Annotated in this window: 22 protein-coding genes and 1 other RNA gene; 16 read left to right on the forward strand and 7 right to left on the reverse strand. The window is 56.6% G+C overall.

Annotated elements, in window-relative coordinates:
- The first annotated feature begins 174 nt into the window (after positions 1–174).
- From D4100_RS19680 to D4100_RS19730, 11 genes are all read left to right on the forward strand, one after another.
- Positions 175–1473 (forward strand): MFS transporter, encoded by a 1299-nt coding sequence (locus D4100_RS19680; RefSeq protein WP_006320505.1) that lies wholly within the window; start codon positions 175–177, stop codon positions 1471–1473.
- A gap of 111 nt (positions 1474–1584) precedes the next feature.
- Positions 1585–2361 (forward strand): transcriptional regulator ExuR, encoded by a 777-nt coding sequence (gene exuR, locus D4100_RS19685; protein WP_006320504.1) that lies wholly within the window; start codon positions 1585–1587, stop codon positions 2359–2361.
- 186 nt (positions 2362–2547) lie between these two features.
- Entirely contained in the window at positions 2548–2994 is a 447-nt protein-coding gene (locus D4100_RS19690; RefSeq protein WP_006320503.1) for a hypothetical protein, read from the forward strand.
- Positions 2995–3134: 140 nt separating this feature from the next.
- Positions 3135–3815 carry a DedA family protein gene (locus D4100_RS19695; RefSeq protein ID WP_006320502.1) on the forward strand — a complete coding sequence of 227 codons (681 nt, stop codon included), beginning with the start codon at positions 3135–3137 and terminating at the stop codon, positions 3813–3815.
- Entirely contained in the window at positions 3815–4186 is a 372-nt protein-coding gene (gene mzrA, locus D4100_RS19700; protein WP_006320501.1) for an EnvZ/OmpR regulon moderator MzrA, read from the forward strand. The genes D4100_RS19695 and mzrA overlap by 1 nt, the downstream gene beginning before the upstream one ends.
- A gap of 212 nt (positions 4187–4398) precedes the next feature.
- Positions 4399–4770 (forward strand): DUF1090 domain-containing protein, encoded by a 372-nt coding sequence (locus D4100_RS19705; RefSeq protein WP_006320500.1) that lies wholly within the window; start codon positions 4399–4401, stop codon positions 4768–4770.
- Positions 4771–4933: 163 nt separating this feature from the next.
- A complete protein-coding gene (locus D4100_RS19710) occupies positions 4934–5239 on the forward strand; it encodes an ElaB/YgaM/YqjD family protein (protein WP_004948431.1) in 306 nt (101 codons plus the stop codon).
- A gap of 2 nt (positions 5240–5241) precedes the next feature.
- Positions 5242–5643, forward strand: a complete 402-nt coding sequence (locus D4100_RS19715) for a phage holin family protein (protein WP_006320498.1) — start codon at positions 5242–5244, stop codon at positions 5641–5643.
- Positions 5640–5927 carry a YqjK-like family protein gene (locus D4100_RS19720; RefSeq protein ID WP_006320497.1) on the forward strand — a complete coding sequence of 96 codons (288 nt, stop codon included), beginning with the start codon at positions 5640–5642 and terminating at the stop codon, positions 5925–5927. Before D4100_RS19715 ends, D4100_RS19720 begins: the two co-directional genes overlap by 4 nt.
- 296 nt (positions 5928–6223) lie before the next feature.
- Positions 6224–6619, forward strand: coding sequence for a DoxX family protein (locus D4100_RS19725; RefSeq protein ID WP_006320496.1), 396 nt, complete (start codon positions 6224–6226; stop codon positions 6617–6619).
- Between the two features lie 73 nt (positions 6620–6692).
- Positions 6693–7679 carry a glutathione S-transferase family protein gene (locus D4100_RS19730; protein WP_119805074.1) on the forward strand — a complete coding sequence of 329 codons (987 nt, stop codon included), beginning with the start codon at positions 6693–6695 and terminating at the stop codon, positions 7677–7679.
- A 96-nt stretch (positions 7680–7775) separates the two neighbouring features.
- On the opposite strand, the gene D4100_RS19735 is transcribed toward D4100_RS19730, so the two are convergent.
- Entirely contained in the window at positions 7776–8681 is a 906-nt protein-coding gene (locus D4100_RS19735) for a LysR family transcriptional regulator (protein ID WP_065506632.1), read from the reverse strand.
- Between the two features lie 107 nt (positions 8682–8788).
- On the opposite strand from D4100_RS19735, the gene D4100_RS19740 reads away from it, so the two are divergent.
- Positions 8789–9490 carry a pirin family protein gene (locus D4100_RS19740; RefSeq protein WP_065506633.1) on the forward strand — a complete coding sequence of 234 codons (702 nt, stop codon included), beginning with the start codon at positions 8789–8791 and terminating at the stop codon, positions 9488–9490.
- Between the two features lie 84 nt (positions 9491–9574).
- Here D4100_RS19740 and rnpB read toward each other — a convergent pair.
- Positions 9575–9953: RNase P RNA component class A (rnpB, locus tag D4100_RS19745), an RNA gene on the reverse strand.
- A 41-nt stretch (positions 9954–9994) separates the two neighbouring features.
- A complete protein-coding gene (gene rsmI / locus D4100_RS19750; RefSeq protein WP_065506634.1) occupies positions 9995–10858 on the reverse strand; it encodes a 16S rRNA (cytidine(1402)-2'-O)-methyltransferase in 864 nt (287 codons plus the stop codon).
- Positions 10859–10920: 62 nt separating this feature from the next.
- Here rsmI and D4100_RS19755 point away from each other — a divergent pair, with 62 nt between their 5' ends.
- From D4100_RS19755 to dolP, 4 genes are read left to right on the forward strand one after another with little or no spacing between them, the layout of a single operon-like run.
- Positions 10921–12951, forward strand: a complete 2031-nt coding sequence (locus D4100_RS19755) for a penicillin-binding protein activator (RefSeq protein WP_119805075.1) — start codon at positions 10921–10923, stop codon at positions 12949–12951.
- On the forward strand, positions 12948–13301 hold the full coding sequence (locus tag D4100_RS19760) for a YraN family protein (RefSeq protein ID WP_193395162.1): 354 nt from the start codon (positions 12948–12950) through the stop codon (positions 13299–13301). Before D4100_RS19755 ends, D4100_RS19760 begins: the two co-directional genes overlap by 4 nt.
- Positions 13302–13352: 51 nt before the next feature.
- On the forward strand, positions 13353–13943 hold the full coding sequence (diaA, locus tag D4100_RS19765; RefSeq protein ID WP_020831820.1) for a DnaA initiator-associating protein DiaA: 591 nt from the start codon (positions 13353–13355) through the stop codon (positions 13941–13943).
- Positions 13944–13952: 9 nt separating this feature from the next.
- Positions 13953–14528 carry a division/outer membrane stress-associated lipid-binding lipoprotein gene (gene dolP, locus D4100_RS19770; RefSeq protein WP_065506637.1) on the forward strand — a complete coding sequence of 192 codons (576 nt, stop codon included), beginning with the start codon at positions 13953–13955 and terminating at the stop codon, positions 14526–14528.
- Positions 14529–14570: 42 nt separating this feature from the next.
- Here the strand turns inward: dolP and mtgA are convergent, their stop codons facing one another.
- From mtgA to mnmL, 4 genes are all read right to left on the reverse strand, one after another.
- Complete coding sequence (gene mtgA / locus D4100_RS19775) at positions 14571–15302, reverse strand: monofunctional biosynthetic peptidoglycan transglycosylase (RefSeq protein WP_065506638.1); 732 nt, start codon at positions 15300–15302, stop codon at positions 14571–14573.
- Positions 15299–15952 (reverse strand): isoprenoid biosynthesis glyoxalase ElbB, encoded by a 654-nt coding sequence (elbB, locus tag D4100_RS19780; protein ID WP_119805076.1) that lies wholly within the window; start codon positions 15950–15952, stop codon positions 15299–15301. The genes mtgA and elbB overlap by 4 nt, the downstream gene beginning before the upstream one ends.
- A 238-nt stretch (positions 15953–16190) precedes the next feature.
- Entirely contained in the window at positions 16191–18530 is a 2340-nt protein-coding gene (gene arcB / locus D4100_RS19785; protein ID WP_119805077.1) for an aerobic respiration two-component sensor histidine kinase ArcB, read from the reverse strand.
- 104 nt (positions 18531–18634) lie between these two features.
- Complete coding sequence (gene mnmL / locus D4100_RS19790; protein ID WP_119805078.1) at positions 18635–19561, reverse strand: tRNA modification radical SAM protein MnmL/YtqA; 927 nt, start codon at positions 19559–19561, stop codon at positions 18635–18637.
- Positions 19562–20083: the final 522 nt, after the last annotated feature.

Below are 20083 nucleotides of genomic sequence, written 5' to 3' on the forward strand. Positions count from 1 at the left end.
ATATCACTCAACTTTTAAATCTGTATGACAAGTTATTGTCTCGCCACCCCGTCGCTGGTGCGTTGGGAATGCGACGGTGATGGAAGGGCCGGTGCAGAGCAACGAAAAGGAATCACACCCTACACGCCGCCACCTTAACCGCCGCGGCCTCTTAAAGACTGGGAGATATTTCGGATGCGTAAAATTAAAGGGTTACGCTGGTACATGATTGGGCTGGTAACCATCGGCACCGTGCTGGGTTACCTGACCCGCAACGCGATTGCCGTGGCGGCGCCGACGCTGGAAGGCACCTTGCATATCACCACGCAACAGTATTCTTACATCGTCGCCGCTTATTCCGCTTGCTACACCCTGATGCAACCGGTGGCGGGATACGTGCTGGACGTCCTGGGCACCAAGGTGGGCTACGCCATGTTCGCCATCCTGTGGGCGCTGTTTTGCATGGCTACCGCGCTGGCTAACAGCTGGGGCGGGCTGGCGCTGGCGCGCGGCGCCGTGGGCATGGCCGAAGCGGCAATGATCCCCGCCGGCCTGAAGGCCAGCAGCGAGTGGTTCCCGGCCAAAGAGCGTTCCATCGCCGTAGGGTACTTTAATGTAGGTTCGTCGATCGGCGGGATGATCGCGCCGCCGCTGGTGGTCTGGGCCATCGTCGCCCACAGCTGGGAAATGGCGTTTATCATTACCGGCATACTGAGTCTGATCTGGGCCATCTGCTGGCTGATCTTCTACAAGCACCCGAAAGATCAGAAGAAACTCAGCCAGCAAGAGCGGGATTACATCCTCGAGGGCCAGGAACCGCAACACCAGACCGGCAACGCCAAGAAAATGTCCGCCTGGCAGATCGTACGCAACCGCCAGTTCTGGGGCATCGCGCTGCCGCGTTTTCTGGCAGAGCCGGCCTGGGGTACCTTTAATGCCTGGATCCCGTTATTCATGTTCAAAGCCTATGGCTTTAACCTGAAAGAGATCGCCATGTTCGCCTGGATGCCGATGTTGTTCGCCGATCTCGGCTGCATCGTTGGCGGGTATCTGCCGCCGTTTTTCCAGAAACACTTTAAGGTGAACCTGATCGTTTCACGCAAGCTGGTGGTCACGATGGGCGCGGTGCTGATGATTGGCCCCGGTATGATTGGCCTGTTCACCAGCCCCTATGCCGCCATCGCGCTGCTGTGCGTCGGGGGTTTTGCTCACCAGGCGCTGTCCGGCGCGCTGATCACCCTGTCTTCAGACGTATTTGGCCGTAACGAGGTAGCGACCGCCAACGGCCTGACCGGCATGGCGGCCTGGACCGCCAGTACCCTGTTTGCGCTGGTGGTCGGCGCGTTGGCGGATACCCTGGGTTTCAGCCCGCTGTTCGCCGCGCTGTCGGTATTCGATATTCTCGGCGCCATCGTTATCTGGACCGTCCTGCAAAACAGGCCGGCCTTGCCGCCCACGCAAGACTCTCTGCAGCCGGCCCCGGCGCGCAGTTAACCCACCGCCCGGCCACGCGCCGGGCGCCCCTGCGGCCACTGGCAGCCCTGCCGAATAAGTGGTATAACAAATCCGACAGCCACGCCCCTTCTTACCCTAAGAGCATTCACTATGGAATTCACTGAAACCAGACGCCTGTATCAGCAACTGGCCGCCGAGCTTAAGCAGCGCATTGAAAGTGGCCGCTATCCGGTGGGCGATAAGCTGCCGGCCGAGCGCTACATTGCTGAGGAGATGAACGTCAGCCGCACCGTGGTGCGCGAAGCCATCATCATGCTGGAAGTGGAAGGCTACGTTGACGTGCGCAAGGGGTCCGGGATCCACGTGATGTCCAACCAGCAAAAACATCTGGTGGTACCGGGCGACAGCATTGAATTCGCCACCGCCGGGCCGTTCGAACTGCTGCAGGCACGCCAGTTGATCGAAAGCAACATCGCCGAATTCGCCGCCACCCAGGTCACCAAGCAAGATATCGTCCAACTGATGGAAATCCAGGAGCATGCGCGCAAGGAAGATCGCTTCCGTGATTCGCAATGGGATCTGAAATTCCACGTGCAGGTGGCGCTGGCTACGCAAAATACCGCGATGGCCACCATCGTGGAAAAAATGTGGAGCCAGCGGGTGAATAATCCTTACTGGATCAAGCTGCACGAGCATATCGACGAGCGCTCTATCGCCAGTTGGTGTGATGACCACGATCAGATCCTCAAGGCGTTGATACGTAAAGATCCTTACGCCGCCAAACTGGCGATGTGGCAGCACCTGGAAAACACCAAGCAAATGCTGTTCAACGCCACCAGCGACGATTTCGAATATAACGCCGACCGCTATCTGTTCGCCGAAAACCCGGTGGTGCATCTGGACGGCGTGACCGCCGAAAACAAATAACGCACGCGGTCAAAAACCTTTGGGTTATGTCAGGTAATGTAAAATCCGCTGAATCGATGCCTGAACCGCCGATTGCCGTGTAGTATTTCACCGGTGGCAACGTAGATTTCCCTGTTGCCAATCGTGCTATTTTGGTAAAGTTAGGCCACTTTTTTTACCCTTTGCTGCGGGGCGGAACGCGAATACATGCGCTGGTTGTTTGCCATGCTTATTGCTCTTTTTTGCTGGACCGGCTCGGTCTCCGGCCAAAAACTATGTGCGGCGCCCTCCAAAGCAACCCCCACGGCACTGAGCAGCCTGCCATCGCTCGATAACCCGGCGTTGTCCCCTTATGACCAGGTTTATCGGTCTCCGGCAGAGTTACGGCGCAAAGCGCCCGGCAAATTGCCGCTGCTGTTGCCGCGTGTGCATTCTTACCCCGGTTCGCTGCCAGCCTCCACCCAATTGCAGCCGGTCTATGCGTTGGCCGCTGAGCTGGGCCATAACGCCAGATTTCCGCGTCAGCACCTATCTGTGCCCAACCGGCTGATCCAGGCCGACTGGATGCTGCATACCCCGCAGCAGCAAAACAGGCTCGGCGGCTGGAAAGAAAGTAATATGCTTTATCGTGGCACGCTGACTTACCACTCATGACCGGTGTCGCACCGACGAGAACTCACTAAAAAGCAACGCCGTTTCATCGTTATCAGCAGCCAGGATCGCCCACGCGCTTTCAGCCCACTCCTGATCCGCCGCTGAGATAAAGACAAACAATGACGTTTTAGGAACACCGGATGGACATCATTAAAGAACTGTTACATGCCCTATGGCAGCAGGATTTTGAGACGCTGGCGAACCCGTCGCTGGTCTGGACGCTCTACGTCCTGCTGTTTCTGATTTTATTTCTGGAAAACGGCCTGCTGCCGGCGGCCTTTTTACCCGGCGACAGCCTGCTGATCCTGGTTGGGGTATTGATCGCCAAAGGCACCATGAATTTCCCGCTCACCATCCTGATCCTGACCGTCGCCGCCAGCCTGGGGTGCTGGGTCAGTTACATACAGGGCAAATGGCTGGGCAATACGCGAACGGTGCAAGGCTGGCTGTCGCATCTGCCGGCGCACTATCACCAGCGCGCACACCAATTGTTCCACCGCCACGGGCTTTCCGCTCTGCTGGTCGGCCGTTTTCTGGCGTTTGTCCGCACCCTGTTGCCTACCATTGCCGGTCTTTCCGGCCTGAGTAATGCCCGCTTCCAATTCTTTAACTGGATGAGCGGTCTGCTTTGGGTGGTGATCCTGACGTCACTGGGCTTTGCTTTGGGCAAAACCCCGGTGTTCCGCAAATATGAAGACCAACTGATGTTCTGCCTGATGCTGTTGCCGCTGGTGCTGCTGGTCGTTGGGCTGGTGGGATCGCTGATCGTGCTGTGGCGCAAGAAACGCGCCGACAACCAGAATCAGGGGAAAGGGGCGTGATGGCAAAACGCCCGCGCTGGCAGTATGTTTTGCTGATTGCACTCGCCCTGTTGGCGCTGGCGACGCTGCTGGTCCCCTGTATGGTGCGCACCGAAAGCGAGCTGCGCATCCGAGCCGGCCAGCAAGGCCTTTCGCTGCCTGACGGTTTTTTTGTCTATCAGCGGCTGGATGAGCGCGGTATTCGTATCAAAAGCATTACCCCCGAAGGTGATGGCCTGGTGATCCGCCTCGATTCACCAGAGCAGCAATTGCTGGCGCGCGAAGCGCTGCAAACGATTTTACCGCCGGGTTATATCATCGCTCTGAGCGAATCCCCTGTTCCGACTCATTGGGTGCGTGAATTTGCACGCGCCCCACTCAATCTGGGATAATACCCCTTCGAATGAAGGGTTTTCCTTTCGTTTTTACGCCCCGCTCAATTAATCATCAATCGCCATCGAACTGCGGCTGATTCTTTGGGGGTCTGCGCGATCCAAGACTATGCTGAAAGCTAGCTGCGTAGACTCCTGTCGCACTGCTTTTGCAAGCAGTCAGGAAAAGCGGATGCGTACCGATGCATCCCAGTTAACAAGGAACCGATAGCATGAAATTACGCCACTCACTCTTACTGGCCCTCCCGTTATGTGCATTGCCGGCCCTGTCGCTTGCCGCCGAAGGTGGTTGTGCGGCCAAGGCACAAAGCATCCAACAACAGATTGATTACGCCACCCAACATGGCAATCATAACCGCATAGCCGGGCTGAAAAAGGCGCTGAGCGAAGTACAGACCAACTGCACGGAAGCGGGCCTGCAGGCCGATCGCCAGAAAAAAATCGAAGAGAAACAAAGCAAGGTCGCTGAACGTCAGCAAGAGCTGAAAAAAGCTCAGCAAACCGGCAATCTGGATAAAGTCGCCAAGAAGCAGAAAAAGCTGACGGAAGCACAGGCCGAACTTGAGCAGGCCCAGGCGGAGTAATTTTTTATACCAGCGTATTTATCGCCGAGAGCCGCGTCACACGGGATTTTTATTGCATATAGAATGGATGCCTAGTGATATCAGCTACCCATTCACCCTTTGCTCCGGCGAAAAAATCCGCTATGTTGAAAGTCTGTCGAAGTTAACGTTAAGGAATAATCACATGGCACATGATTCAAATGCAGAAAACTTACGCGCTGAACTTAAATCCTTAGCCGATACGCTGGAAGAAGTGCTGAACTCTTCCACCGATAAACCCAAAGCCGAGCTGGAAAAGCTGCGCTCCAAAGCCGAAAGCGCCTTGAAAGATACCCGCGTTCGCCTGAGCGACGCCGGGGACAAAATTGCTTCCCAGACCAAGCAAATCGCCGGCCAGGCGGATGATTACGTACGTGATAATCCGTGGACAGGTATCGGTATCGGCGCTGCGGTTGGCGTGGTGCTGGGCGTTCTGTTAGCGCGCCGCTAATTATGGCAGAACAACCACAAGTTCGTGCACAGGGCCCCGCCAAAGGGGTCCTGGATGTCGCCCAGCGCATCATCACCATTCTGGTGAGTATGGTTGAAACCCGGGTGCGCCTGGCGGTTGTCGAGCTGGAAGAGGAGAAAGCCAATCTCATTCAGTTGCTGATCATGGCCGGCATGACCCTGCTGTTCACCGCATTCGGCCTGATGAGCCTGCTGATCCTGATTTTCTGGGCCATTGACCCTATCTACCGCCTGATGGCGTTAGGTGTCACCACGGGCGTACTGCTGTTCCTGGCCATTTTCGGCGCCATCTGGACGCTGGTCAAAGCACGCCGCTCCACCCTGTTGGGCGCTACGCGCAAACAGTTGGAGATCGACCGTTCCGAGCTGGAGGGCGAAAAATGAACCGCCGTCGCTACCTGGAGTGGAGAAAAGAGAAACTGATTCGGCAGATCCAGCAACAACGGCTGGATCTGGCCGAAAACAAAACTCTGTGGCTGGAAAAAACCGAACGCATCGATCGCGGCTGGCAAACCCTTTTCGGCCTGCGCAAATACCTGGTTGTCGGCTCCAGCGTGATGGCGCTTTACGGCATCCGCCACCCAAGCAAACTGATTCGCTGGTCACGCCGCGCCTTTGGCATCTTCGGTACTATCCGATTGATCCAGAAAACCTTTTCTTCCAAGTAAATCCCCCTTTTTTATTCAACGCTTTCGTCGTTACGCCCGCTTTTTCACAGAAATTCATTCTTTCTGTCGATAAAGGCTGGGCAACTTTCTGATTCCCCATTATTTGTTAGCAGACTATAGATTCAGTTTTTTTGAAAAAATACGACAGTTTTACTTGCTAACAACTGAATCGCTTCCCGATTAACATTCACTCCATCAAACGCATAACGGGCAGGACAGGGTCAGAAACCCGACATACCGCCCGCTAACATGGTCAACGCCAAGACTGGCGAACTAAAATCACTTTGGAGTAGATGATGAAAAAATTAGAAGATACAGGTTTGCTGGTTGCTCGTATTCTGATGCCAATCCTGTTTATCGTGGCAGGTTACGGCAAAATGGGTGATGCCTATGCCGGCACCCAGCAATACATGCAGGCGATGGGCGTACCTGGCTTCTTGCTGCCGCTGACCATCTTGCTGGAGTTTGGCGGTGGCCTGGCAATTCTGTTCGGTTTCCTGACCCGCACCGTGGCGCTGTTCACTGCCGGTTTTACCCTTCTGACCGCGGTACTGTTCCATACCAACTTTGCGGACGGCGTAAACCAGCTGATGTTCATGAAGAACCTGACTATCGCCGGTGGCTTCATCGTACTGGCGATTGCCGGCCCGGGCGGTTTCAGTATCGACCGTCTTCTGAACAAAAAGTGGTAAGCTTCTAATACCGACTCAGGGGTCCGGCATGCCGGGCCCTTCTGCTTTTCACTCGGACACTAAGGAGATCATCATGGGACAACTCGTCGATGGCGTTTGGCAAGACATCTGGTATGACACATCGTCCACCGGAGGCCGTTTCAAACGCTCAACCTCCCAGTTCCGCAACTGGGTGACCGCAGACGGCCAGCCGGGCGAACACGGTACCGGCGGTTTTAAAGCGGAGAAAGATCGTTATCACCTGTATGTTTCACTCGCCTGTCCTTGGGCGCACCGCACTTTGCTGATGCGCAAGCTGAAAGGGTTGGAGCAGATTATCCCGGTTTCCGTGGTACACCCGCTGATGCTGGAAAACGGCTGGACCTTCGGCCAGGACTTCCCTGAAACGACCGGCGACAGCCTCTATCACTCAGACTTTCTCTATCAGCTTTACCTGCGCGCCGATGAACACTATACCGGCCGCGTAACGGTACCGGTGCTGTGGGACAAACAGCAGCAGACCATCGTCAGCAATGAATCCGCCGACATCATCCGCATGTTCAACAGTGCATTTGACGGTGCCGGCGCTCGCGCGGGGGATTATTATCCCCACGACCTGCGCGGCAAAATCGATGAGCTGAACGGTTGGATTTATGACCAGGTGAATAACGGTGTGTACAAGGCCGGTTTCGCCACCAGCCAGGAAGCCTATGACGAAGCGGTGAATGCGTTGTTTGACGCGTTGGCGCGGCTGGAGCAGATCCTGGGCCAACACCGTTACCTGACCGGCGATCGCCTGACCGAGGCCGACCTGCGCCTGTGGACCACGTTGGTGCGCTTCGATCCGGTGTATGTCACCCATTTTAAATGCGACAAACACCGCATCAGCGATTATCTCAACCTGTACGGCTTCCTGCGCGATATCTACCAGATGCCGGGCATCGCCGAAACGGTTAGCCTGCCGCACATCCGCAACCATTATTACCGTAGCCACACCACTATCAATCCGCACGGCATTATTTCCATCGGGCCGGCGCAGGATCTGGACGAGCCACACGGCCGCGACACACGTTTCAGTTAGCCCGTTTTCCTCTTTCTTAGTGGAGGAGGAAACAGTCAAGGGCCCGCCGTGCTTGCACGTGCGGGCCCTTGGCGATCAATGGCCGAACGCGGCCCGTTACTGCCGTTCCTGCTGAGCGAAGAGCCGTGGAATTTCGCGCAGGAACCAGGCTTTCGCCTCCCCCATGCTGTCGCGCCGCCAGGCCATGATGATATCGGCCTCACGGCTGTATTCCGGGCCCACCACCCTCAGGCGCCCTTCTTCAATGTCTTTTTCCACCAGCGGATAAGGCATGGTTGCCACGCCCAGGCCGGCCAGCAGCGCCAGGCGCTTGTCGCCAATGGTGCTGACCGTCAGGCGTTGCTGCTTGTCCAACAGCTGTACGGTCAACACCGGCCGTTCGCGGGCAGTATCCGCCACCGCAATGCCGCGGTACTTTACGCGCGTCAGTTCGGACAAGGGTTCCGGCTCCAGATGAATGGGGTGATCCGGTGCTGCGACATACACGCTCATCACTTTGTACAGTTTACGGGTGTTGATTTCTGACGAGGCGCGGAAATGCATGTCCGGCGCGATAACGATATCGGCGCGCCCTTGTTCCAGCCGCTCCCAGGCACCGGCCAGCACTTCGGTGAAGATCGATACCTGGGTATTGGCCTTCAGCGCCAGCTTGTCGACCAGCGGAAACAGTTTGCTCGCCGGCGACAGCGCTTCACTGACGATGGTCAAATGGGTTTCCCAACCGCGCGCCAGCGCTTCGGCATCCGTGGTCAGCTTGTCTGCCGCCTCCAGCAGCACCCGTCCGCGCTCCAGCAACATGCGCCCGACGTTGGTGAACTTGGTACGGTGGCCGGAGCGATCGAACAGCACCACATCCAATTCTTCTTCCAATTTTTGCATGGTGTAGCTGAGCGCCGAGGGCACCCGCCCCAGCTCATCGGCTGCCGCAGCAAAGCTGCCACGTCGGTCGATCGCATCCATAACCCTTAACGCTTCAAGCGTTAACGCCCGATCTCTGGCCATCGAATCTCTCTGTCAGGAAATTTGAATATGCCGACCAGATTAACTGGCTAACAATCCGGCGTCCAGATGCTTACCATTTGGATAATGAATTTAGAGAGCCGATTGCCATGATTACATGCAGAACAGCACAACAATGCGGGCAAGCTGACTTTGGTTGGCTGCAGGCTCGCTACACCTTTTCTTTTGGACATTACTTCGATCCCAAGCTGATGGGCTACGCCTCATTGCGGGTGCTGAATCAGGAGGTGCTGGCGCCAGGTGCGTCGTTCCAGCCACGCACCTATCCCAGCGTGGATATCCTGAATCTGATCTTGCAGGGGGAAGCCGAATACCGCGACAACGACGGCAATACCGTGCGCGCCAAGACCGGAGAAGCCTTGTTGTTGGCCACGCAACCCGGGCTGAGCTACAGCGAACAAAACGTCAGCAGCGATACGCCGCTGACCCGTCTGCAACTGTGGTTGGACGCCTGCCCGGAGCGCAACAACGAGCGAGTACAGCGCCTGACGTTGCCGGATAACGGCTCGACATTGCTGGCGTCACCGGACGGTGCGCAAGGCAGCCTGCAACTGCGACAGCAGGTATGGATCCATCATTTGGATTTACAGCCGGGCGAACAGCAGACGTTTGCGCTGAACGGACAACGGGCTTACCTGCAGTCGATCCACGGCACCATTGAAGCCAATGGCGACCGTAACGAAGGCCAACGGTTGACCTGCGGCGACGGGGCGTTTATCCATGAAGAGAACCGCCTGACGATCCGCGCCGAAACGCCGCTGCGCGCGCTGCTGATTGATTTGCCGGTGTGAATCAAGCGGGCGCGGCATGCCGAACCCATTGAGTACAAATAGAAAAAACCCCGCGTAACTTGCGTCACGCGGGGTTTCCTTTATAGAGGGAGTTGACCGGTAAGCCGGGTTCTGTCGTGGACAGTCATTCCTCTAGGCCAGCAATCGCTCACTGGCTCAAGCAGCCTACCCGGGTTCAGTACGGGCCGTACCATGTGAACCCCTATTTGGCCTTGCTCCGGGTGGAGTTTACCGTGCCACGAACTGTTGCCAGCCGCGCGGTGCGCTCTTACCGCACCCTTTCACCCTTACCTGATCCCGCTTGCGCGGGCCATCGGCGGTTTGCTCTCTGTTGCACTAGTCGTAGGCTTGCGCCTCCCAGGCGTTACCTGGCACCCTGCCCTATGGAGCCCGGACTTTCCTCCCCTCCACCTGTCTCCCCCGAAAGGGACGGCAGTGAAGCGGCGACTGTCTGGTCAACTCCGGCGCGGATAGTAGCGTTGCGCTCACGGCAGGTCAACCGCTTTACTGTTCTTGTTGCTCTAACGCGTATTTATATAACGCATTTTTCTTCACGCCGTGGATTTCCGCCGCCAGCGCCGCCGCCTTTTTCAGCGGCAATTCTTTTTGCAGCAACGCCAGCGTGCGCAACGCTTCCAGCGGCAATGCGTCATCCTGCGCCTTATGGCCTTCGACGATCAGCACCATTTCGCCGCGGCGACGCACTTCGTCTTCCTGCACCCAGGCCAGCAGTTCACCCACCGGCGCACCCGTGATGGACTCCCAGGTTTTGGTCAGCTCACGCGCCAGCACCACATAGCGCTGCGGCCCCCACACCGTGACCATGTCCTGCAAACTTTCCAGCAACCGGTGGGTCGATTCGTAGAAAATCAATGTGCGCGGTTCCTCTGCCAGCGCCATCAGCGTATCCTTACGCCCCTTGGTTTTCGCCGGCAGGAACCCTTCGTAACAGAAGCGGTCTGAAGCAACACCGGCGGCACAGAGTGCGGTGGTTGCCGCACAGGCGCCCGGCAGCGGTACCACGCGAATGCCGGCTTCGCGGCAACGGCGCACCAGGTGATAACCGGGATCGTTGATCAACGGCGTGCCGGCATCGGAAACCAGCGCAATGCTCTGACCTTCCTGCAGTTTCGCCAGCAGTTGGTCCGCCTTTTGTTGTTCGTTATGGTCATGCAGCGCAAACAGCCGCGCGCTAATCGCAAAGTGTTGCAACAGCAGCCCGGTGTGGCGCGTGTCCTCGGCCGCAATCAGATCAACGCTTTTCAGTACCTCTAACGCACGGTGGGTAATATCCCCCAAATTGCCGATGGGGGTGGGCACCACATACAGCGTTGATGCAGAAATGACTGATTGTTGGTGTTGATTCATTGTTTCATCCGGGTTGCCGATTTAATATTGAGCATCTTGAAAAAAACATCACTGGATACAGTATGCTTTCCTCAACATTCGTTCGTACCAAAGCAGGGCGTTCAATGCCTGTCCGACTTACCGCAGTTATCGCGGCAGCCCTGTTCCTTGCAGGCTGTCCTGGTCAGGCCCCACAGACGCCGTCCGTCAATATACAGGACGAAGCGAGCGCCAGCTCCGATTACTATCTGAAGCAGCTGCAACAAAGTAGCGATGATAACAAGGCTGACTGGCAATTACTTGCTATTCGCGCACTGTTACGTGAAGGAAAACTGCCGCAGGCCGGTGAACAACTGAAGCAACTGCCGAAAAACCTCAGCAGCGTTCAGCAAGTTGAACGCCAGTTGTTGACCGCAGAATTGCAGGTGGCGAACAAAAGTTACGTGAGCGCCCGCAGCACGCTGGGCCATCTGGATAACGGTTCGCTGTCAGCCAACCAATTGGTGCGCTTCTACCAGGCGCAGATCGCCGCCAATCAGGGCAAAGCCTCTCTGCCGCTGATCCGCGCCTACGTTGCGCAGGAACCGCTGCTGACCGGCAAGGCTCATCAAACCAATCTGGATCAAACCTGGCTGGCGCTGCTGCAGTTGACGCCGCAGGACATGAACAGCCTGGTGATCGATGCCAATGAAAATGTGTTGCAAGGCTGGCTGGATTTACTGCGCGTTTATCAAGATAACAAGCAAGATCCCGACCTGCTGAAAGCCGGCATCAAAGACTGGCAAAACCGTTACCCGCAGAACCCGGCGGCGAAAACATTGCCGGCGCAGCTGAATCAGGTGCTGAACTTTACCCAAGCTTCCACATCCAAAATTGCTCTGCTGCTGCCGATGAACGGCCAGGCAAAAGTGTTCGCCGATGCGATCCAACAAGGTTTTGAAGCGGCGAAAAACGGCATGGCCGCACCTGTACAGGCACCACAACAGCAATCTGAACCTGCCAACAATCCCGATCAGGCTTCAGCCTCTGCGGACGTCAATGCCAACGGTGCGGTAAGCACCTCGGCACCATCTGCGGATACCGCTTCCGTGACTGCGGCTCAGCCTTCTACGCCGTCCCAAGCGCCGATTACGCCGCCGCAGGCCACCAATGCGCAAATTAAAGTGTATGATACCACCAGCCAACCGCTGGCCGCGATACTGACGCAGGCACAGCAGGACGGCGCCACTCTGGTGGTGGGCCCGCTGCTGAAAGAGAACGTCGATCAGTTGTCCGGCACCACCACCACGCTGAACGTGCTGGCACTCAATCAGCCGGGAACGCCGAAAGACAATCCGAACATCTGTTACTTCGCCTTGTCGCCGGAAGACGAAGCGCGCGACGCGGCCCGTCACATGTGGGAACAACAAAAGCGCCAGCCGCTGCTGCTGATCCCGCGCGGTTCGTTCGGCGATCGCATTGCCAAAGCCTTTAACCAGGAGTGGCAAAAACTGGGCGGTCAGACCGTGCTGCAACAAGGCATCGGCTCTGCCGGCGAACTGCGTCAGTCGGTGAACAGCGGTGGCATCCGCATGACCGGTACGCCGATCTCCGCAGCACCGGCTCCGCAGGCCGTAACCATTGCCGGGCTGACCATTCCGGCGCCGCCAAGCGATGTGCCTGCCGAGTCCGGCGATAACGTGGATGCGGTCTATATCGTGGCGACCCAGTCCCAACTGACGCTGATCAAACCGATGATCGACATGGCCACCACCTCGCGCAGCAAACCGGCAATGTACGCCAGCTCACGCAGTTATCAGGCCGGTGCCGGCCCGGACTTCCGCCTGGAGATGGAAGGCCTGCAGTTCAGCGATATCCCGCTGTTGGCCGGGGCCAACCCGCAGCTGTTGCAGCAGGCGAGCAGCCGGTTCCGCAACGACTATTCGCTGGTGCGTCTGTACGCAATGGGGATGGATGCCTGGACATTGGCCAATCACTTTGCTGAAATGCGCCAGCTCCCCGGTTTCCAGGTGTCCGGCTCCACCGGCATGCTGACCGCCTCACCGAGCTGTGTGATCAACAGGAAACTGCCTTGGCTGCAATACCGTCAGGGAATGGTCGTTCCGGTCTCTTGAGTCAACGCGCCAAGGGGGCGGGCTATGAGTTACAGGCCCGCCGCTATCTGGAACGCGCCGGGCTCACCTTCTTCGCCGCCAACGTTACGCTGCGCGGCGGTGAGCTCGATCTCATCATGCGCGATGGCCAAACCTGGGTGTTTGTTGAAGTCCGCTACCGCCGCAGCGACGCCTTTGGCGGTGCGGCCGCCAGTGTGACTTACCGTAAACAGCAGCGATTGCTGCATGCCGCCGCCGTTTGGTTGGCGGGGCGCGGAGCCAGTTTTGACACATCGTCTTGCCGTTTTGATGTTTTGGCCATGACCGGTAGCCAGTTAGAATGGATACCCAATGCCTTCAATGCGGATTAATCATGGTTTACCGGTGCAGACCGGCCCTTTGACTTAGTGGATTAATACAACGTGCTGGATAGAATTAAAGCCTGTTTTACCGAAAGCATCCAAACCCAGATTGCGGCGGCGGAAGCCTTGCCCGACGCCATCTCGCGTGCCGCGATGACGCTGGTTCAATCCTTACTTAACGGTAATAAAATTCTGTGCTGCGGCAACGGTACCTCGGCGGCCAACGCGCAGCATTTCGCCGCCAGCATGATCAATCGCTTTGAAACCGAGCGCCCAAGCCTGCCGGCTATTGCCCTGAACGCCGATAACGTGGTGCTGACGGCGATCACCAACGATCGTCTGCACGATGAAGTCTATGCCAAGCAGGTGCGCGCCCTCGGCCATGCCGGCGACGTCTTGCTGGCAATTTCCACCCGCGGCAACAGCCGTGATATTGTGAAAGCGGTCGAAGCCGCAGTGACGCGTGATATGACGATTGTCGCGCTCACCGGTTACGACGGCGGGGAACTGGCCGGTTTGCTCGGCCAACAGGATGTCGAGATCCGTATCCCATCGCATCGCAGTGCTCGCATTCAGGAAATGCATATGCTCACAGTTAATTGCCTATGCGACCTGATAGATAATACGTTGTTTCCCCACCAGGACGATTAAGGAACTGAGATGAAGCTGAAAGCCACATTTGCAGTGCTGTCCAGCGCCCTGCTGTTACAAGGCTGTATTGCCGGCGTTGTCGTCGGCAGCGCAGCTGTCGCCACCAAGAGCGCCACCGATCCGCGCAGCGTAGGCACTCAGGTAGACGACGGCACGTTGGAAGCCCGGGTCGAAAACGCCCTGAGTAAAGATCAACAACTGAAGAAAGACGCTCGGGTGGTTGCTACCGCCTATCAGGGGAAAGTGTTGCTGACCGGCCAGTCGCCGAGCACCGACCTTGCCGCCCGCGCCAAGCAAATAGCGATGGGCGTTGAAGGCACGGCCGAAGTGTATAACGAGATCCGTCAGGGAACGCCGGTCAGCCTGAGCACTGCGTCCTCGGATACCTGGATCACCACCAAGGTCCGTTCACAGTTGCTGACCAGCGACACGGTGAAATCCTCTAACGTGAAAGTCACCACCGAAAACGGCGAGGTGTTCTTGCTGGGCCTGGTCACACAACAGGAAGCGCAATCGGCCGCGCAGATCGCCAGCCAGGTGAGCGGCGTGAAGCACGTCACCACCGCCTTTACCTTTGTGAAATAACCTGCTGCGCCGGGATGGGCCTGAAAGCTTTATCCCGGCGCGCTAATCCAGGTTATTTTCTTTCAAAAAACCTTCCCCACCCAGTTGCCGCATCTGGCGCATAATCCACTGCTGCCGTTGAATCACATAGCCGGAAGGCGCACCGGCCTTGAAACGATGCGGGTTCGGCAACACCGCCGCCAGCAGCGCCGCTTCAGAAGCGGTCAGGCGTTTAGCCGGCTTATTGAAAAAGCGTTGCGACGCCTCTTCCACACCGAATACCCCATCACCAAACTCAACGATATTCAGGTAAACCGTCAGGATGCGCCGTTTGGTCCACACCAGCTCAATCCCCGACGTCAGCCCGGCTTCCAACCCCTTGCGCAGCCAACTGCGGCCATCCCACAGAAACAGGTTTTTCGCCGTTTGCTGCGACAGCGTGGAGGCACCGCGAATGCGTGTGGGGCGACGTTCGTTGTGGCTGAGCGCCTTTTCGATCGCCGCCACGTCGAAACCCCAATGTTCAGGGAACTTCTGGTCCTCCGCCGCCATGACAGCCAGCGCCATCTGCGGGGAAATATCGTCCATAGATACCCAGTCGGAGTGCGCCACATAGCCAAAATCGCCGCTCAGCCAGGCGCCGACCTGCCGCTCAACCATCACCGCAGAAAAAGGCACCGGCAAGAAAGCAAAAACCGCGATCCCAAGCAGCCACAGGCCAACAAGAGCAATAACTCCACGCTTCAGCCAAAACCAGGGTCGGGAAAAAATCGATTTGCCCGCGGACTTTCTCATTCAACTAAATCCAGTACCCGTGAAACCAGCTTATCAATCCCGTCGGCCGCCTCGCCGATAGATTTCGCCAACATATAGGCCGGCGTGGTCACCACTTTGTTCTCGATATCCACCACGATGTCATCAACCGGGCAAATAACCGGCTCGCCACCCATGGCATCAATCACTTCACCCAGGTCAGGATCGTTGCCAATGGTCAGCCGCACTTGTTGATCCAACAGCTTCGGCAGCAATGCGGGGCTAATACACATAAAACCAATTGGTTTATTTGCCTTATGCATTTGCTGCGTTAACTTAGCCAAATCTTTATCAATCCAGCATTCTGCCCCTTCACTGGCGAAGCTGCTGAGGTTCTTCGCCACGCCAAATCCACCGGGTACGATCAGCGCGTCCAACTGGCTGGCATCGGCCTGCGAAAGCGGCTGAATGTTCCCTCTGGCAATACGCGCCGACTCGACCAAAACATTGCGTTCTTCCGGCACTTCATCGCCGGTTAAGTGATTAATAACATGAAGTTGAGATTTATCCGGTGCAAAGCACACCGCCTGTGCCCCCGCCCGGTCCAAGGCAAGCAGCGTCAGGACGGCTTCATGGATCTCCGCACCGTCATAAACTCCGCAGCCGCTCAGCACAACGCCAACGCTTTTCATCACCCGTACTCCTCTTAAGACTGTCAACTGGTTAGTGCTCGGAGTTAACAAACACTAATCTACATCACACATTTTAATGAATCTTCTAACAAGAGCGCTTACATTTGCTATGTTGTTGGCTGTATGATGTTTAGGAATTCTCTACAACCTGCTCGACCAGAACACTGAATACCAATACGCAGGTTCACAATTTCCCTGGTGTTGGCGCAATATTCGCGCACCCCGGCCTAGGTCGGGGTCATTTTTTTTCAGCGTTCGCAACCCACTCACGCAGTACCTGCACGTCGTTGCGCCATTCCTGCTTCAGCTCATCAACCCAATCCTGCACGTTATCCCACCACGCCGGCAGCGTCGGGGTCTGAATTTGCTGTGCAAGCTGCTGCAGATGGCGCAGGCCAACCGAACCGCAAGCGCCCTTGATTTTATGCCCTTCTTCGGCGATGCCTTTCTGGTCACGCGCCGTCATATTGGAGTCCAGCACCGCCAGATAGCCCGGCATCATCTGCTCAAACATTTCCAGGCTCTGATGAATCAGTTGTGGTCCCACCAGGTCCATGTACTGTTCCAGCATTGTGGTATCCAGTAACGACTCATTAATCTGCATCGCCTTTTGCTCCGTTTTCTTTGTGGTGTGAGAGGGTTGATGATCCCAGTAATGTTTAATGACTTTGGTCAACGCCGGTACCGAAAGCGGTTTGCTCAGTACATCGTCCATTCCCGCGTCGAGATACTCTTTTTTGTCCTTCAGTACGTTGGCGGTCAAGGCAACCAGCGGCGGCAGCGCTTGCCCGGCATAACGTTCGCGCAGCACCCGGGCGATATCCAGCCCCGTCATGTCCGGCAGTTGGATGTCCAGCAGCACCAGATCAAACTCGTCCGGATCGAACATCGCCAGCGCGTCGGCGCCGTTCATCGCCACGTCCACGCTGTTGCCGAGCTTTTCCAGCACCGAACGCGCCACAATCACGTTCAGTTCGATATCTTCCACCAGCAGGATATGCAGCGCCGGCAACGGCAGGTCCTCTTCGGCCCGCGTCTCGCTTTCCGCTTCCAGCACCGCCGGCGCATTGATGGTCAAGGTGAAGCAAGAACCGTGCCCCTGCACGCTGCTGACGGCGATATCGCCGCCCATGCTCTGCGCCAGCCGCTTGGAAACGGCCAGCCCAATGCCGGTGCCGGTCGCCGGGCGGCCACCGTGCTGATCTTTCACCTGATAATACATGGCGAAGATTTTGTCCTGTTCGTCCTGCGGAATGCCCATACCGGAGTCTTCCACTTCAAACACCAGCCGATCCTGCTCTTCACGCCGCACGCGCACCACAATCTGCCCCTGAGGGGTAAACTTCACGGCATTGCCGATCAGGTTCCACAGGATCTGCCGCAGGCGGGTGCCGTCCGTAATGATTTGTTGGGGCAGCGGCGATTGCGGCTCCATCACGAATTGCAGGCCCTTTGGCTGCGCCAGCAGGCCGGAGAGGTTTTCCAGATCCGCCAGGAAACCGGTAAAATCCACCGGCTGGTTGTCGAGCTGCACTTTCCGCCGCTCGAGTTTGTCCATCTCGATAATGTCATTGAAGATATTGCCCAGCGTGATGGCGCTGACATGGATGGTCTTCAGGTATTTCAGCTGTTCATCGTTCAAATCGGTATCGAGCAGAATGCGGCTCAGCCCGACTATGCCGTTAAGCGGCGTACGAAGCTCGTGGCTGATCGTTGAGATGAAGGTGGTCTTGTCCCTGCTGGCGTTCTCCAGCGCGTCCTGGTAGCGCTTACGCTCGGTTATATCGCGGCCAAAGCCCATCAACCCATGACGTTTACCCACGCGATCGTAAAACGGTACCTTGCGCAGCTCGAAACAGGCCTTGCGGCCATCCGGGTAAACCAGCCACTGTTCGTAGGTCAGGGAGACGTTATGCCGAAAGACCTTCTCGTCGGTTTCTATCACCTTTTCGGCGATTTCCCGGCTATAGACGTCAAACGGCGTCAGGCCGATCAGCTGTTTTTCGCTTTTGCCGGTCAGCAGCTCCATCGCCCGGTTACAGCCGGAGAATTCTTTGTCTTCGTTGCGGTAATACACCAGGTCAGGGGAAGCATCGAGGAACGAACGCAACAGCGCCGATTGTTGCCCCAGCTCAATCTGCGCCAGTTCGCGCTGTTCCATCTCTTCCGTCAGCTTGTTCATCACCTGCTGGCGATCTTCCTCCGCCTTGATACGGTCGGCGATTTCCTGATTCAGCTGGCTGATATTGTCTTTAAGCTGCTGGTTCAGCTCCAGATCGCGGTGGCGCATTTCTTCCAGTTTATCGACCAGCCGCGCCAGGCGCTGGCGAGATTCTTCCAGTTGTTCGACCACTACCGACAGAAAATACACCGCCCACGGCGTAATCAGCAGGCCGAAGAAGATCGAACGCACCACGTCGATGCTTTCTACCTCGCCGCGCAGCAGCATGGTCACCGCCATCTGCACCACCATCGCCAGTACCACCAGCGCCGAAGCCAGCAGCAGCGAAAAGCGTACCAGCCCCAGTTTCACCATTAAATCAACGTAGTACTGGGCTAACACCCGGATTTGCTTCATAGCGGCTCCCATCAGACAGAATCGGTTAAATCATACCGTAAAACCTCGGTGAGATAAGGAAGCAAACGCCGAAGTGTGGGAAAGTTTGCAAATCAAAACAGCGATCAAGGGCGATATTGCCGCTTTTCGTCCAAACCGCTGCCCTGCCCGCCATATCGCTGCAGATAACCACCGACCGCCTGCATGCCATTCCAGCGGTTTTCGCACCATAATGGTGCCAACAGCGTCGGTCGACGGGCGTTGGCGGAGATGCGGTGATAGACAATCTCTTTCGGCGTATGGCGGATCATCTCCCCGGCGCTGGCAGCGTATTCCTCCAGCGCCAGTTCAGGCATCCGCCCGGCACGCCAGACTCTCGCCAGGGTGCTGCCGGCAACAATATGCAGCGGGTGCAGCTTGATGCCATCCACGCCGCTGTCCACCACCTGCCGCAGCGTAGCCAGATGATCGGCCGCAGTTTCTCCCGGCAAGCCGACGATCAGGTGGCTGCACACCTTCAACCCGCGTTCGCGCGCCAGTCGGGCGGTGTGCTGATAACAGGAGAAATTGTGGCCGCGATTAATGCGTTTCAGCGTTTTATCGTGCGCAGTCTGCAGACCCAGCTCGAGCCAAACCTCATACCCTTGTTCAAGGTAGCCCGCCAGCAGATCCAGCGCGGCAGAGGGTACGCAGTCCGGCCGCGTACCAACGCAGATCCCGACCATATCGGCCTGCGCCAGCGCTTGCCGATACATCTCCGCCAGCAGGCTCACTTCTGCATAAGTACTGGTATAAGCCTGAAAGTAGGCCAGGTAACGTTTTGCGCGGTTGACCCTGCCGGCCTGCAGCGTCAGTTGTTCGGCAATGCTCTGGCGCTGCATCTGTTCGTCCGCAAAGGAGGCCACGTTGCAGAAAGTACAGCCGCCGCGCCCCAGGGTACCGTCACGATTTGGGCAGCTGAAACCGCCGTGCAGCGTGAGCTTGTGGATCTTTTCGCCGTAGCGGCGCTGGAGATCGGCGCCAAACATATTGACTAATTGCGGCAACTGCATAATCTTGTCTTTCTCTGTGCTCAAAGCCCGTGATGCTAATAAGAAACGGCTTTTCCCGCGATGACAGAGATCAACGCTTTCCCCGCAAGGCTTCAGCAGGCATAACTATTCATTATAAATGCAAATAAAATCACACGAGCCACGATGAATTTTTCTTATTCTCACGTAACCGTTAACGCCTGTATGACAAAGCGATGAAAAATAGTTACAAATAACAAGAAAGCATAACTTAATAGAATAAAATTCCGAGATTCCCACCCGCACTAGCATGGTGCAGAGATTCAGAGGTTGCACTATAGTGAGACAGCTCACATTTCCCCGGAGCCGGACGCTCCTCGCCATCACCGTAAATTCATGTAAAAATCATTAATATTCAAAAAGATAACCCGCATTAATTCAATAAAAAACCCTCTTAAGCCTATATTTGACCTGCGTATTCTTTCTCGCTAAGTTGGAAGTCCGCTGGAAGCTTTCTGGACGGGCAAACGTCTCGTCATATTTATGCAGTTATTTAAGACTCCC

Origin of the sequence: Serratia inhibens (genome assembly GCF_003591175.1) — a bacterium.
In the GTDB taxonomy this organism is placed as follows: Bacteria; Pseudomonadota; Gammaproteobacteria; order Enterobacterales; family Enterobacteriaceae; genus Serratia; species Serratia inhibens.

Bases quoted from the DNA above. Each gene is read 5' to 3' on its own strand.
- D4100_RS19735 (WP_065506632.1), bottom strand. From the start codon at position 8,681: ATGGCCAGAGATCGGGCGTTAACGCTTGAAGCGTTAAGGGTTATGGAT.
- D4100_RS19695 (WP_006320502.1), top strand. From the start codon at position 3,135: ATGGACATCATTAAAGAACTGTTACATGCCCTATGGCAGCAGGATTTT.
- elbB (WP_119805076.1), bottom strand. From the start codon at position 15,952: ATGAAAAGCGTTGGCGTTGTGCTGAGCGGCTGCGGAGTTTATGACGGT.
- D4100_RS19740 (WP_065506633.1), top strand. From the start codon at position 8,789: ATGATTACATGCAGAACAGCACAACAATGCGGGCAAGCTGACTTTGGT.
- D4100_RS19680 (WP_006320505.1), top strand. From the start codon at position 175: ATGCGTAAAATTAAAGGGTTACGCTGGTACATGATTGGGCTGGTAACC.
- D4100_RS19690 (WP_006320503.1), top strand. From the start codon at position 2,548: ATGCGCTGGTTGTTTGCCATGCTTATTGCTCTTTTTTGCTGGACCGGC.
- rsmI (WP_065506634.1), bottom strand. From the start codon at position 10,858: ATGAATCAACACCAACAATCAGTCATTTCTGCATCAACGCTGTATGTG.
- arcB (WP_119805077.1), bottom strand. From the start codon at position 18,530: ATGAAGCAAATCCGGGTGTTAGCCCAGTACTACGTTGATTTAATGGTG.
- D4100_RS19725 (WP_006320496.1), top strand. From the start codon at position 6,224: ATGAAAAAATTAGAAGATACAGGTTTGCTGGTTGCTCGTATTCTGATG.
- mnmL (WP_119805078.1), bottom strand. From the start codon at position 19,561: ATGCAGTTGCCGCAATTAGTCAATATGTTTGGCGCCGATCTCCAGCGC.
- dolP (WP_065506637.1), top strand. From the start codon at position 13,953: ATGAAGCTGAAAGCCACATTTGCAGTGCTGTCCAGCGCCCTGCTGTTA.
- D4100_RS19730 (WP_119805074.1), top strand. From the start codon at position 6,693: ATGGGACAACTCGTCGATGGCGTTTGGCAAGACATCTGGTATGACACA.
- mzrA (WP_006320501.1), top strand. From the start codon at position 3,815: ATGGCAAAACGCCCGCGCTGGCAGTATGTTTTGCTGATTGCACTCGCC.
- D4100_RS19705 (WP_006320500.1), top strand. From the start codon at position 4,399: ATGAAATTACGCCACTCACTCTTACTGGCCCTCCCGTTATGTGCATTG.
- exuR (WP_006320504.1), top strand. From the start codon at position 1,585: ATGGAATTCACTGAAACCAGACGCCTGTATCAGCAACTGGCCGCCGAG.
- D4100_RS19755 (WP_119805075.1), top strand. From the start codon at position 10,921: ATGCTTTCCTCAACATTCGTTCGTACCAAAGCAGGGCGTTCAATGCCT.
- D4100_RS19715 (WP_006320498.1), top strand. From the start codon at position 5,242: ATGGCAGAACAACCACAAGTTCGTGCACAGGGCCCCGCCAAAGGGGTC.
- D4100_RS19710 (WP_004948431.1), top strand. From the start codon at position 4,934: ATGGCACATGATTCAAATGCAGAAAACTTACGCGCTGAACTTAAATCC.
- D4100_RS19720 (WP_006320497.1), top strand. From the start codon at position 5,640: ATGAACCGCCGTCGCTACCTGGAGTGGAGAAAAGAGAAACTGATTCGG.
- mtgA (WP_065506638.1), bottom strand. From the start codon at position 15,302: ATGAGAAAGTCCGCGGGCAAATCGATTTTTTCCCGACCCTGGTTTTGG.